The 12,916-nt window shown below is 67.7% G+C and carries 14 protein-coding genes; 7 read left to right on the top strand and 7 right to left on the bottom strand.

Annotated features, from left to right (window positions below; genetic code table 11):
- Positions 1–87: 87 nt before the first annotated feature.
- The 4 genes from G6034_RS00750 to paaI are packed head-to-tail and all read right to left on the bottom strand — an operon-like array spanning position 88 to position 3,329.
- Entirely contained in the window at positions 88–852 is a 765-nt protein-coding gene (locus tag G6034_RS00750; RefSeq protein WP_176633183.1) for a DUF427 domain-containing protein, read from the bottom strand.
- A gap of 49 nt (positions 853–901) precedes the next feature.
- Entirely contained in the window at positions 902–1,522 is a 621-nt protein-coding gene (locus G6034_RS00745; RefSeq protein ID WP_176633182.1) for a TetR/AcrR family transcriptional regulator, read from the bottom strand.
- A 37-nt stretch (positions 1,523–1,559) separates the two neighbouring features.
- Positions 1,560–2,876 (bottom strand): phenylacetate--CoA ligase PaaK, encoded by a 1,317-nt coding sequence (gene paaK / locus G6034_RS00740; protein ID WP_176633181.1) that lies wholly within the window; start codon positions 2,874–2,876, stop codon positions 1,560–1,562.
- 15 nt (positions 2,877–2,891) lie between these two features.
- Positions 2,892–3,329 carry a hydroxyphenylacetyl-CoA thioesterase PaaI gene (gene paaI / locus G6034_RS00735; protein WP_176633180.1) on the bottom strand — a complete coding sequence of 146 codons (438 nt, stop codon included), beginning with the start codon at positions 3,327–3,329 and terminating at the stop codon, positions 2,892–2,894.
- 205 nt (positions 3,330–3,534) lie between these two features.
- Here paaI and paaA point away from each other — a divergent pair, with 205 nt between their 5' ends.
- The 6 genes from paaA (at position 3,535) to G6034_RS00705 (ending at position 8,336) form a co-directional block, all read left to right on the top strand.
- Positions 3,535–4,512 carry a 1,2-phenylacetyl-CoA epoxidase subunit PaaA gene (paaA, locus tag G6034_RS00730; protein WP_176633372.1) on the top strand — a complete coding sequence of 326 codons (978 nt, stop codon included), beginning with the start codon at positions 3,535–3,537 and terminating at the stop codon, positions 4,510–4,512.
- A 2-nt stretch (positions 4,513–4,514) separates the two neighbouring features.
- Complete coding sequence (paaB, locus tag G6034_RS00725; RefSeq protein WP_176633179.1) at positions 4,515–4,847, top strand: 1,2-phenylacetyl-CoA epoxidase subunit PaaB; 333 nt, start codon at positions 4,515–4,517, stop codon at positions 4,845–4,847.
- On the top strand, positions 4,847–5,704 hold the full coding sequence (gene paaC / locus G6034_RS00720; protein ID WP_176633178.1) for a 1,2-phenylacetyl-CoA epoxidase subunit PaaC: 858 nt from the start codon (positions 4,847–4,849) through the stop codon (positions 5,702–5,704). Before paaB ends, paaC begins: the two co-directional genes overlap by 1 nt.
- Positions 5,701–6,273 (top strand): 1,2-phenylacetyl-CoA epoxidase subunit PaaD, encoded by a 573-nt coding sequence (paaD, locus tag G6034_RS00715; RefSeq protein WP_176633177.1) that lies wholly within the window; start codon positions 5,701–5,703, stop codon positions 6,271–6,273. The genes paaC and paaD overlap by 4 nt, the downstream gene beginning before the upstream one ends.
- Positions 6,273–7,475, top strand: coding sequence for a 1,2-phenylacetyl-CoA epoxidase subunit PaaE (gene paaE, locus G6034_RS00710; RefSeq protein ID WP_176633176.1), 1,203 nt, complete (start codon positions 6,273–6,275; stop codon positions 7,473–7,475). The genes paaD and paaE overlap by 1 nt, the downstream gene beginning before the upstream one ends.
- 78 nt (positions 7,476–7,553) lie before the next feature.
- Positions 7,554–8,336 carry an enoyl-CoA hydratase/isomerase family protein gene (locus G6034_RS00705; RefSeq protein WP_176633175.1) on the top strand — a complete coding sequence of 261 codons (783 nt, stop codon included), beginning with the start codon at positions 7,554–7,556 and terminating at the stop codon, positions 8,334–8,336.
- Between the two features lie 104 nt (positions 8,337–8,440).
- Here G6034_RS00705 and G6034_RS00700 read toward each other — a convergent pair whose 3' ends face one another.
- The 3 genes from G6034_RS00700 to G6034_RS00690 all read right to left on the bottom strand — a co-directional run bounded on the left by G6034_RS00700 (position 8,441) and on the right by G6034_RS00690 (position 11,510).
- A complete protein-coding gene (locus G6034_RS00700) occupies positions 8,441–9,214 on the bottom strand; it encodes an isocitrate lyase/PEP mutase family protein (RefSeq protein ID WP_176633174.1) in 774 nt (257 codons plus the stop codon).
- A 31-nt stretch (positions 9,215–9,245) separates the two neighbouring features.
- Positions 9,246–10,913, bottom strand: coding sequence for an APC family permease (locus tag G6034_RS00695; RefSeq protein WP_176633173.1), 1,668 nt, complete (start codon positions 10,911–10,913; stop codon positions 9,246–9,248).
- Between the two features lie 144 nt (positions 10,914–11,057).
- Positions 11,058–11,510: an Lrp/AsnC family transcriptional regulator gene (locus tag G6034_RS00690; RefSeq protein ID WP_176633172.1), complete on the bottom strand. Its 453-nt coding sequence runs from the start codon at positions 11,508–11,510 to the stop codon at positions 11,058–11,060.
- 250 nt (positions 11,511–11,760) lie between these two features.
- Between G6034_RS00690 and G6034_RS00685 the strand changes: the two genes are divergently transcribed.
- Positions 11,761–12,915: a thiamine pyrophosphate-dependent dehydrogenase E1 component subunit alpha gene (locus G6034_RS00685; RefSeq protein ID WP_218063408.1), complete on the top strand. Its 1,155-nt coding sequence runs from the start codon at positions 11,761–11,763 to the stop codon at positions 12,913–12,915.
- Position 12,916: the final 1 nt, after the last annotated feature.

Here is a 12,916-nt window from a genome sequence, read left to right as displayed (position 1 = left end):
GGCGGGGGCCGTGCGCTGGGCAGTGTCGTGCGTGCGGCTGGAGCCTGCCGTTGCGCACAACAGGCCAGGAAGCTGCCTGGCGGCCGGCTAGAGCTCCTTGACGTCCACCAGGTTGGCGTAAAAGCACACCAGCCCGGCGATTTCCGCCGCGGGCGGCAGCGGTTCCTGGTAGCTCCAGGCCACGTCCTCCCCGGACCCGCCGGCCAGCCGCCAGTAGCTCGCCGTGCCCTTGTAGGGGCACAGCGTCACGGAGTCGGTTGTGATCAGCTGGTCCCAGTTGATGTCGGCCGCCGGCAGGTAGGTCCGCTCGACCAGGTTGGTTTCAAACACCATGACCGGCGCCGTGGACTCGGCCAGCACCAGCCCGCCGCTGCTGACCAGGACGTGCCGCGAGCTGTGGCGGATGTCCACGCGGTGGAAAGGGTCGCGCGGGTGCGACTGGACGGCGTCGTCCTCCTCCAGCCAGCCAAAGGCGTCGGGGTCGAACGCCACGTAGCCGGCAAGGTCCGGGTCCTCGAGCTCAAACGCGCCGCCCGCCGCCGTCTGCCCGGCGGCCGAGACATCGAGCGGTTTCCCCGGGGAGCTGTGCCGGCCAAACGGGATGCCCGGGTGCAGGACGGGCCGCGTGTCCGGTCCCGGCGGCTGGGGCGCGGCCGGGCTCAGGACGCCCACGACGTCGTTTGCCGGCACCGCGTAGCACGGCACCACCCGCCGGGGTTCCCAAAGCACCACGGCGCTGCGGGAATCCAGGACGGGCTGGTCCCCGAGCAGGGCACGGATGCGCTTGGTGGTGGGTTCGTAGCGGAGCTCCGGAGTGAGCGCCCGCAGGGAGTCTGAAATTTTGGTGGCCATGCCTAAATCGTGCGCCTGCCCGGGGGCGCAGTCAACGGCGCCGTGCCGGCTACTTGTGCAGGCCCTGGAAGGACATGGTGATGACGTCGTCGGCCAGCTTTTCGGCCGAAAGCGCGCCGCCGGGCTTGTACCATTCCACGATCGAGTTGATGGTGCCGAACAGCAGCCGGGTGATGGTGCCGGGCGCGATGTCCGTGCGCAGGGAGCCCTCCTGCTGGGCGGTGGCGACGAGCCCGGTGATGGTGCGGTCGAACACGCGGCGCCGGGCCAGGGCGTCGCGTTCCATGTCCGTGTTGCCGCGCAGGCGCAGCAGCAGCGTGACGAACGGGAGCCGGTCCACCAGCACCCCGATGGTACCCCGGAGCACAAACTCAAGGCGGGCGTCCGGCGCGCCGGTGGTGGCGCCGTCGAGCGTCAACACGCCTTCAAGGCCGCCCATGGCCTCCTCCAGGGCCAGACGCAGCAGGTCCTCCTTGGAGGGGACGTGGTGGTAGATGGCGGATTTGGAGATGCCCAGGTGCTCGGCCAGGAGGCCCATGGACGTGGCGTCGTAGCCGTGCTTGTTGAAAACGTCCACGGCGATCCGCAGCACGGACCGCTGGTCGTAGCCGGGACGGCCCCGCTTGGACGCGGCGGAGTTCGTGGCGGTGGCGGGTGCGGTGTTGGGCATGGTTCCTAGTTTCTCACGCGGGGATCGACCCCCGGGATCAAGGCCTGGGCCGGTTGTCGTAGATCCGGCGCAGCTTGCCGTTGGAGCGTTCCAGGGTCCCGGGTTCCACGACGTCGACGGTGCACGATGAGCCCACGTGGATCTTGATCTGGGACTTCAGTTCCGCGGCGGCGGCCGCACGGTCCCCGGGGGTGGTGTTTTCGCGGGGCTCGATGTGGATGGTCATGGCATCCATGCGGCCGCTGCGGGTCAGCTCCAGCTGGAAGTGGGGACTCAACGCAGGGATCCGCAGGGCGATTTCCTCGATCTGGGAGGGGAACATGTTCACGCCGCGCAGGATGATCATGTCGTCGCTGCGGCCGGTGATCCTGGCCATCCGGCGCATGGACGGGCGGGCCGTTCCGGGCAGCAGGCTGGAGAGATCCTTGGTGCGGTACCGGATGATGGGCAGCGCTTCCTTCGTCAGGGCGGTGAACACGAGTTCGCCCTTGTGGCCGTCCGGCAGCACCGTGGTGTGGTCGAAGGGGTCGATGATTTCGGGCCGGAAGTGGTCCTCCCAGATGTGGTTCCCGTCCTTGGTCTCCACCGATTCGCCGGCCACGCCCGGGCCCATGACCTCGGAGAGCCCGTAGATGTCGCAGGCGTCGAGGTTCAGGCCCTGCTCAAGCTCGTGGCGCATCTCCTCAGTCCACGGCTCGGCGCCGCACACGGCGAATTTCAGCGAGGTGGCACGGGGGTCGATGCCGCGGTGGATCATCGCGTCCATGATGGTCAGCAGGTACGTGGGCGTGCACATGATGGCGTCCGGCGCGAAGTCCTGGATCAGCTGGATCTGCTTCTCGGTCTGGCCGCCGGACATGGGGATGACGGTGGTGCCCAGCGCCTCGGCGCCATAGTGTGCGCCCAGACCGCCGGTGAACAGGCCGTAGCCATAGGCGTTGTGGACCTTCATCCCGGGCTTGACGCCGGAGGCGCGCATGGAGCGGGCCACGAGGGATGCCCAGACGTTGAGGTCGTTTTGCGTGTAGCCCACCACGGTGGGCCGGCCCGTGGTGCCGGAGCTGGCGTGGATGCGCACCACCTCGCTCTGGGGCACGGCAAACATGCCGAACGGGTACTCCTGGCGCAGGTCCTCCTTGGTCGTGTAGGGGAACTTCGCCAGATCGGAAAGGTCCTTCAGGTCCTGCGGGTGGACGCCGACCTCGTCAAACTTGCGCTTGTACAGCGGCACGCGGCTGTAGGCGTAGGCCACGGTGTCCTGGAGCCGCTTGAGCTGCAGGGCCTCCAGTTCGTCGCGGCTCATGAGCTCCGCGGCGTCCAGCAGGGAGGGGTCCTTCTGGGTGGTTTCGGTCATCGTGGGTCGGACCTTTCAATTCGTGTGTCTGTTGGGGATGGTCCGGCTGCGGCCGCGGAATTCAGCCACGACGGTGGGGGTGCCGCCGTCGTCGGCGATGACCTGGACGTCATAGAGCCCGCTGCGGCCCTGCTGCTGGCGGCGGCTGGCGACGGCGGTGATCCGCTGGCCCGCGCGGGTGGGGGCCAGGAAGGTGACGTCTGCGCCGGAGGCCACGGTCACAAGGCCGTCGTCGCCGTGGGCTGAGTTGCAGGCCAGCGCAAAGGCGGAGTCGGCAAATGCGAAGATCATGCCGCCGTGGGTGATGCCAAAACCGTTCATCATCTCCGGACGCAGCGTCATGGCAATGGTGGCATGGCCGTCGTCGAGGTTCAGCACCTCGATGCCCAGCCACTCCGACGCATGGTCATTCAACAGGATGGGGTGCTGTTCCCCGGCCTCGATGGCCCCCATGTGTCACTCCTCACGCTTTCTTACCGAATGTTCATTAGGTAATACCCTTGCACACGCATCTGTCAATCCACAGCCGCCCGATTGACGAGGCGCCCGTCACATTATATTCTGAACGAACGGTCGGTAAATAATGTCGGCGCCACATCGAGGAGTTGCCATGGCACGGAACGTGCAGCCGGCGGGCCAGCCCGCCCCCCAGAACGCAATGGAAGCCCTGACCCCGGAGGACGCCGCGGGGCAGGAGAATTTTGACCGGATCATCGCCAAGGATTCCCGCGTGGAGCCCAAGGACTGGATGCCGGAGGCCTACCGGCGGTCCCTGGTGCGCCAGATCTCCCAGCACGCGCACTCGGAGATCATCGGCATGCAGCCCGAGGCCAACTGGATCACCCGGGCCCCGAGCCTGAAGCGAAAGTCGATCCTCATGGCCAAGGTCCAGGACGAGGCCGGGCACGGGCTCTACCTCTACTCCGCAGCCGAAACGCTGGGCACCACGCGGGACGAGATGATGGACGCCCTGGTGGCCGGCAAGGCCCGCTATTCCTCCATCTTCAACTACCCCACCGTGACCTGGGCGGACATGGGCGCCATCGGCTGGATGGTGGACGGCGCCGCCATCTGCAACCAGGTGCCGCTGTGCCGGGCATCGTACGGCCCATACGGCCGGGCCATGGTGCGCGTGTGCAAGGAGGAATCCTTCCACCAGCGCCAGGGCTTCGAGATCCTGCTGGAACTGGCCAACGGCACCCCCGCACAACGCGCCATGGCCCAGGACGCCGTCAACCGCTGGTACGCGCCGTCGCTGATGATGTTCGGCCCGCCGGATGACGATTCGCCCAACTCCAAGCAGTCCATGGCCTGGAACATCAAGCGCTTCAGCAACGACGAGTTGCGCTCCCGCTTTGTGGGGATGCTCGCCGAGCAGGTCAAGGTGCTGGGGCTGACCCTCCCCGACGATGAAATCCGCTTTAACGAGGACACCAAGAAGTGGGAACACGGCCCGCTGGACTGGGAGGAATTCAAGGAAGTCCTGGCCGGCCGCGGCCCCTGCAACGCGCAGCGCCTGGAGCGCCGCCGCTCCGCGCATGCCGACGGCGCCTGGGTCCGCGAGGCGGCCGCGGCCTACGCAGCGAAGCAGGCCGCGAAGCAGTCGTCCACGAACGCACAGAAAGCAGCAGCCTAGACATGAATGAAGCCCGTTTACCAGAAGGCACGGCACCTGCACCCGCCGAAGGTGCCCCCCGCTGGCCCCTGTGGGAGGTCTTTGTGCGCTCCAGCCGGGGACTGAGCCACGTCCACGCCGGCTCCCTGCACGCACCCGACGCGTCCATGGCGCTGCGCAACGCCCGGGACCTGTACACGCGCCGCAACGAAGGCGTTTCCATCTGGGTGGTCCCCTCCGACGCCATCGCCGCCTCGGACCCCGACTCCAAGGGCTCCTTCTTTGAATCGCCCCAGGGCAAGGACTACCGCCACGCCACCTACTACACGAAGAGCGAAGGGGTGAAGCACCTCTAATGGACCACTCAAGCAGCCTGGGTGGCGACGCCTCAGCCTCCGCCACCCGCATCACGCCCGGCTTTGCCCTCCGGCCCGAGGACATTGCGCTCGCCGCCGAACAGGGCACGGCGACGCCCGGCGGGGACGTCGCCGACTACGCGCTGCGCCTGGGCGACGACGCCCTGATCCTGGCCCAGCGGCTGGGTCACTGGATTTCCCGCGCCCCCGAGCTTGAAGAGGACGTGGCCCTGGGCAACATCGCCCTGGACCAGCTGGGCCACGCCCGTTCCTTCCTTACGTATGCCGGCTCCGCCTGGGGGAAATCGGAGGACGAGCTCGCCTACTTCCGCCACGAACCCGAATTCCGCTCCGCGCACCTCTTTGAGCAGCCCAACGGCGACTTCGCCGCCACCATTGCCCGCCAGTTCATCGCGGCCAACTATCAGTTCCCCCTGTACCGGGAGCTGAGCAAGTCCACGGACCCCATGCTGGCCGCCATCGCTGCCAAGGCCGTCAAGGAGGTGGACTACCACCTGGACCACAGCACCCAGTGGGTCCTGCGCCTGGCGGGCGGCACCGAGGAATCCCGGCGCCGCATGGAAGCCGGACTCGCGCTCATGTGGCCGTTTGTCGGCGAGCTCTTCGAAGACGATCCGTTGATCGCAAAAGTCGGGGACGCCGGCGTCGTGCCGTCATCACTGAAGGAAGAGTTTGACCGCTCCACCGGCGCCGTGCTGGCTGAGGCGGAACTGGACGTCTCGGGCCACCCCATGGCCACGGGCGGGGGCCGGCTGGGCCGCCACTCCGAATACCTGGGCTTCATTTTGGCCGAGATGCAGGTCCTGGCCCGCGAATTTCCCGGAGCGGGCTGGTGAGTGCCGTGGAGGTCCAAGAAAAGGGGGCGCCCCGAAAGACTGCGCAGCAGCAGGCCTGGGACATCGCCGCACGCGTCTGCGACCCCGAAATCCCCGTGCTCACCATCGCGGACCTGGGCATCCTGCGCAGCGTGGAGGTGCACGACGCCGGGACCCCGGCCGCCTCTGCCCCGCGCGTTGACGCCAGCCGGCCGGCCGTCCGGGTCACCATCACGCCCACCTACTCCGGCTGCCCGGCCCTGGACGCCATCCGTGACGACGTGGTGGCCGAGTTCGCCAGGGAAGGCCAGTCCGCGGAGGTGGTCACGGTGCTGTCCCCGGCCTGGACCACGGACTGGATGAGCGCCGCGGGCCGGGCCAAGCTTGAGGAATACGGCATCGCCCCGCCCAGCGGCCACTCGCGCGCCGGCGGCCACAGCGGCCCGGTCCGGCTGGCCCTGGCAGTCAAGTGCCCGCAATGCCAATCGCTCCATACCAAGGAACTCACCCGCTTCGGCTCCACTTCCTGCAAGGCGCTCTACGTCTGCCAGGACTGCAAGGAACCGTTCGACTACTTCAAGGTGCTCTAATGACTGTTCCCGCTGACGCCACCGCCCGGCGCCGGGCCTCGTTCCACGCGCTTACCGTCAAGGCGGTCCGCCGGCTCACCGAGGACGCCATCGAGGTCACCTTCGAGGTGCCCGCCGCGCTGGCCGGCTACTACGACTACCTGCCCGGCCAGTACGTGGCGCTGCGCGTGCAGATGCCGGGCGCGGACGGCGTGGACCGCGAGGTGCGCCGCAGCTACTCGATCTGCGCCGTGCCGGTGCAGTTTGAGGACGGCTCCTCGGAGATCCGCGTGGCCATCAAGCGCGACATCGGCGGCGAGTTCTCCACCTGGGCCAATGCGGAGCTGGCGGCGGGGGCCGTCATGGACGTCATGAGCCCCATGGGCGCCTTCATCTCCAAGCACGGCGAAGCCGCCGGGGGAGTGTCCAACGTCCTCAACAGCATGAACCACCCCGAGGACATCGCGCGCGACGCCGGAACGTACGTGGCCATCGCCGCCGGGTCCGGCATCACGCCCGTCATGGCCCTCGCGAAGTCCCTGCTGGCGGGCAACCCCGGGACCCGCCTCGACCTGGTCTACGCGAACAAGGCCACCATGGACGTCATGTTCCTGGAGGAGCTGGCGGACCTCAAGGACAGGTATCCGCAGCGCTTCGCCCTCCACCACGTGCTTTCCCGCGAACAGCGCATCGCCCCGCTCATGAGCGGGCGCCTCGACGCGGACAAGCTCGAATCCCTGCTCGGCACGGCCATCCACGCGGACGACGTCGACGAATGGTTCCTCTGCGGGCCCTTCGAACTGGTGCAGCTGTGCCGTGACGTGCTCGAGGCCCGCGGCGTCCCCCGGGACAGGGTCCGCTTTGAACTGTTCACCACGGGCCGCCCCGACCAGCCGGAAGGCCAGGCCGGCCGGGCCGTCCTGGTGGACGAATCCGAGGAAACCTACAAGATCACGTTCACGCTCGACGGCCTCACCGCGGACATCCTCAGTCCCATCCATGCGCGCGAATCCATCCTCAACGCCGCCCTGCGCGTGCGCCCCGATGTCCCCTTCGCCTGCGCCGGCGGCGTGTGCGGGACCTGCCGGGCGAAGCTGGTGTGCGGCAAGGTGGAGATGGAGGAAAACTACGCACTCGAACCCGACGAGATCGAGAACGGCTACGTCCTCACCTGCCAATCGCGCCCCACCACCCCCGAGGTCACCGTTGACTACGACGGCTGACCCGTGCCCCCGGTGGCCGGGCGGTGAGCTCTGCGAACGCGTCGAGACCGAGAAGCGCACAACCTCCGAGGAGTCCCCATGATTGAGCTTTCGATTTCCGACGGCGTGGCCGAGATTGTTCTCAACGCCCCCGAGAAGCTGAACTCGCTCAACGAGGCCGCTCTGGGGGAGCTGTCCGCTGTCTATGACGAAGCGGCAGGCGCCGCCGGTGCGGGCACCGTCCGGGCGCTGCTCCTGCGCGGTGAGGGACGGGCGTTTTGTGCCGGCCGCGACATCGCCGGGGTGGACGGCGCCACGGACGATGTCAGCGGCTACCTCGACGGGCTGCTGGCCCCGCTCCTGAAGAAGATGGGCGGATTCCCGGCCCCCACCTTCGCCGCCGCGCAGGGCGCCTGCCTGGGCGTGGGGCTGGGCCTGCTGGTCGCCACCGACGTGGTGTACGTGGCCGAGAACGCCAAGATCGGCTCGCCGTTCGCCAACCTCGGGGCCACGCTGGACTCGGGCGGCCACTGGCTGTTCACCGAGCGCCTCGGGATGCACCGCACCCTTGACCTGATCTACACCGCCGAACTCATCAGCGGCGGGGAGGCCGTGGCCTCCGGGCTGTTCAGCCGGGCCAGGCCGGCGGAGGAACTGCTCGACTTCACCCGCGCCGCGGCAGCCAAGGCGGCCAACGGGCCCACCCGGGCGTTCAACGCCAGCAAGACCCTGGTGGCGCAGATCCGCGACCGTCGGCTGGGGCTCTGGGACGCCGTCGTCCTTGAAAACCAGGCGCAGGCCGCCCTGTCCGGGACGGCCGACTACGCCGAGGGCTTCGCCGCCTTTACCGCCAAGCGAAAGCCAAGCTTCACCGGCCGCTGACCCGCCCCAGTTCTGCACGTTACCGTCCCCCGCCGATCCATCGGAGGGTTTTCGACACCAACCCGGTTTCAGCCTCTGCCGGGCATGCGCCATCGCCGGGCAGCTCAGTTCAGCGGGCGGGTGCCTTCGGGGAGGGAGCCGTCGTTCATGAGTTCCGTGGCGGCGTCGGCGATGGCGGTGAGGGCCACGCGCTGGATCCACGGGCCGTAGGAAATCCGGGCCACACCCAGCTCCTGAAGCCTGGACGGGCTGAGCGAGCCGGGGACGTTGATGACGCTGACCTTGCCGCGCCCGATGCCGGCGACGAGCGCCTTGACGGTGGGCTCGTCGAGCTTGCCGGGCACGAAGACGCATTTGGCCCCCACCTCGAGATATGCGCGGCCGCGTTCGACGGCGGCCTCCAGCACCTCCCGGGGGTCGCGGTCCGCGCCGCGCAGGAAGGCGTCGGTGCGGGCGTTGAGGACAAAATCGATGCCTTCGGCGGCGCCCGCGTCGGCGGCCTGCTTCATCTGGGCGACGGCCTGTGGCAGCGGGCGCATCTGGTCCTCGATGTTTGCCCCCACAATGCCGACGCCGATCGCCTTGCGGATGGTCTCCCCGGGGTTGCCGTAGCCGGCCTCAAGATCGGCCGTGACGGGCAGGTCCGTGGCCGCCGCGATCCGGCCGACTGCCTCGATCATCGTGGCGATGGGGATGTGCTCGCCGTCCTCATAGCCGTAGGACGCGGCGATGGAATGGCTGGCGGTGGCGAGGGCCTTGGTGCCGGGCAGCTCCGAAATCACCTTGGTGCTGATGACGTCCCACACATTGGCGAGCTGGAGGATTTCGGGGGCGTGGTGGAGGCGGAGAAGTTCCGTGGCCTTGCTGGCTGTGCTCATGCAACGAGCCTAACCCTCATTGCCCGCGGAGTCAGGAGGACAGCGGGAGGGCTTCCTCCTCCTCAACCAGCGCAGAGTGGACCACCTTGTTGATCTCCTCCGTGGTCAGTGCCACGTGCACCGCCCAGTAGTAGATGATGGCGCTGAAGACCGCCGTGGCCACAATGTCCCAGTACAGCGGGAACCAGGGGTGGGCCAGCGGCCCGAAGTCGCTGAGGAACACAATCAGTCCCATGCCCACAAGGTAGACCGGCAGCCATTGGGCGGCCTTCCAGTCCATCTGCGGCTTGGTCGGGTTCAGCTTGAAAACGCGGTTGCCGACGAGGATGACATAGCCAATGAGGATGGCGACGCCGAGCTTCCAGTCGGTGCCCCAGCCGGTCCACATGATCAGCAGGTTCGCCACGATGAACGCCAGCGGTGACATGATGGTGGCTCCGGGGAGCCGGTAGGGGCGGTCCTCATCCGGCAGCCTGCGCCGGAACACGCCCAGGGCCAGGGGTGCGCCCGCGTACATCAGGACGCTGGCGCTGGTGATCAGGCCAACGATTGACTGCCACGTGGGGAACGGCAGGAAGCAGATGCAGCCAATGACGAACGCCGCGATCAGCCCAACCCAGGGAACGCCTGACTTGTTGGTCTTTTCAAACACCACCGGCACATAGCCGTTGCGGCTCAGACCGTAGGAAACACGCGACGACGCCGTGACATAGATCAGAGCCGTGCCGCCCGGGGAGATGAGGGCGTCGATGTAGAGGATCGATGCGAGCCAACCGAATCCCACCAGTGTGGCAATGTCCGCGAAAGGTCCGGTCATGGCCGTGTCCAGGCCATCCTTCCAGGTCGTGCCGATCTGGGAGGGCGGCAGCGCCACCAGGAACGCGAACTGCACCAGCAGGTAGATGAAGACGCCGATGATGGTGGATCCGATGACTGCCCGCGGTATGTCCCGTTTCGGGTTCTTGCTCTCCCCGGCAAGCTGGTCGGCCTGCTCGAATCCCAGCAGCGCAAAGACGATGCCGCCGGTGGACACGGCGGACAGGATGCCCTTGACGCCGTCGGGGGAGAATCCGTTGGCGCCGGTGAAATTGCCTGGATGGAAATTGAACACGGCCAGCATGAAAATTGTCAGCAGCGGCACGCCGACCTTCCACCAGGTGGCCGCGCTGTTGACGTTGGCCAGCTTCCTGATGCTCAGGAAGTTGATGGCCGTGACGAAGGCCATGAGCAGGATGGCAACCACGAGGCCGCTGCCGGTCAGGGTGGGCTGCGGTCCGGCAGCCGTTTGCTTGATGACGAGCCAGGACTTCGCAAAGGAATAGTGTCCGGCGTAGTTGATCATGGCCTGGACCTCGATGGGTGCCACCGTTGCTGCCTGGACCCATGAAAACCAGCCAAAGGATGCGCCCACCGCGCCGCCGAAGGCATAGTGCGGGAATCGGGCGGTGCCGCCGGACACGGGGTACATGCCGCCAAGCTCGGCGTGGGGCAGTGCCAGGATCAAGATGCAGATGCCGCCGATGACCCAGGAAATAATCGCGGCCGGCCCGGCGATCTGCAGGGCGTCCTTGGCCCCGAAGAGCCAGCCGGACCCGATGATGGAGCCGGTGGAGGCCCACAGCAGTCCAATGAACCCAATCTCGCGCTTAAGTCCGGGCCTGGCGCCGGCGGGCGGAACAGGTGTCTTCAACGTGGCCATGGCGCGCTCCCCTCCGAGATGTCCCCGCACCAGAATGCGCCCGGTGCGCATTAACGTCAACGGGCCGATTGTGATTCATGGCAAATTCATGGTTTCATCGCGCGTAAACCGGGGGCGGGGGCGGGTCTGTTCGGCAGCGGCCGCTCACCGGTTGTCGAGGTCCTCAAAGACGAGGAACGTCTGGGTGTCCTGGATGCCGGCCATGGACTGGAGCTGGTCAAAAATGACCCGCCGGAGCCCGGCGTTGTCCTCCGCCCGCACCAGCAGGATGACGTCGAAGTCCCCGCCCACCAGGGCGATGTGTTCCACCTCCGGAATGGCGCGCAGCTCTTCCTTTAATTCGCGCCAGGAATGTTGGCTGACCTTGAGGGTTACATAGGCCGAGGACTTCAGCCCCGCCTTCACCGGGTCGATCAGGGCGGTGAACTTTGTCAGCACGCCGGTGGAGGTCAGGCGTGCAATCCGCGCGTAGGCGTGTGCACGGGAGATGTGCACATTCTCGGCAACGGTGGTGACTGACAGCCGGCCGTCGCGGACCAGTTCGGCGATGATCCGGCGGTCCACGTCGTCCAGCGGCACGGGGGAGTGGTCTGGCATGGCGGGTCCTTTGGTTCTGCCGGAAGGCCCGTCAGACATCCCGGCCGGTAATGCACGTCACATGATTGTTTTGTCTTCAAGATTATGACAGTAGATCGCAAAATTCCACACTCTGCGCAGCCTGTCGATACAGATCGCCATCCAATCGCATACTTGAGGGACGGAACATCTTTACGCCTGCGGTCCGCCGCGCGCCCCCAACCAGGGGCGCGCAGGGACCGCGCAACTCCCTGGGAGGAGTGGGACTTCAATGACGAACCACCCGGAATTTATGGACTACGCCGGCAATGCGGGGCGCCCGGAGGGATACCTCCTGCCGTCCGCCGCGCCAGTCCAGCTGATTGCCCCCGACGGCTCGGCCGCCCCCGCCGCCGAGTACAAGGAAAGCTACCCCATCCCGGACCCGGCAACGCTCGTGGACGGCTACGGGCGCCTGGTGGTGGGCCGGCGCATCAACGACCAGGCCAACGCCCTGGTGCGGCAGGGGCGGATGGCGGTGTATCCGTCGTCGGCCGGCCAGGAGGCCTGCCAGGTGGCGGCGGACATGTGCCTGCGCCCCAGCGACTGGCTGTTCCCCACCTACCGCGACACCGTGGCCATCCTGGGCCGCGGGGTGGACCCCATGGAGGCCTTCGAGTCCCTGCGCGGCGACTGGCACAGCGGCTTTGACCCGCACCAGCACAACACCGCACTTCCCGCCACGCCCCTCGCCACCCAGCTGCTGCACGCCGTCGGGGTGGCCCACGCCGCCAAGCTGCGCGGCGAGGACACCGTGGCGCTGGCCCTGTGCGGCGACGGCGCGACCAGCGAAGGCGACTTCCACGAGGCGCTGAACTTTGCCGCCGTGTTCCACGTCCCCGTCGTGTTCCTGGTGCAAAACAACCAGTACGCCATTTCCGTCCCGCTCATCCACCAGTCCGTGGCCCCGTCCCTGGCGCACAAGGCCGTGGGCTACGGCATGCCCGGGGAGCGCGTGGACGGCAACGACCTCGCCGCGCTGCTCGCGGTGGTGGGGCACGCCGTCGAACGCGCCCGCAATGGCGGCGGCCCGGCCCTCGTGGAGGCCCACACCTACCGCATGGAGTCCCACACCAACGCCGATGACGCCACCCGCTACCGCAGCGCCGGGGAAGTGGCGCAGTGGGTGCCGCGGGACCCCCTGCTGCGCATGGAGAAGTACCTGCACGACGCCGGCCACCTGGCTCCGGCGGACGCCGCCCGGATCACGGCCTCCGCCGAGGCCATGGCGAAGGTGATCCGCGACGGCCTCAACATGGAGACCGTGCCGGACCCGGCGGACCTCTTCGCCTTTGTTTATTCCGAGCCCACCCCGCAGCTGCGCGAGCAGGCCCGCCAGCTGGCGGACGAGCTCGCCGCCGCTTCCCTGGAAGGAGCACACCAGTGAC

Origin of the sequence: Arthrobacter wenxiniae (assembly GCF_013376105.1) — a bacterium.
Lineage (GTDB): Bacteria > Actinomycetota > Actinomycetes > Actinomycetales > Micrococcaceae > Specibacter > Specibacter wenxiniae.
Note: the sequence above shows the minus strand (reverse complement) of the source record. Positions and strands in the feature narration are given on the sequence as shown.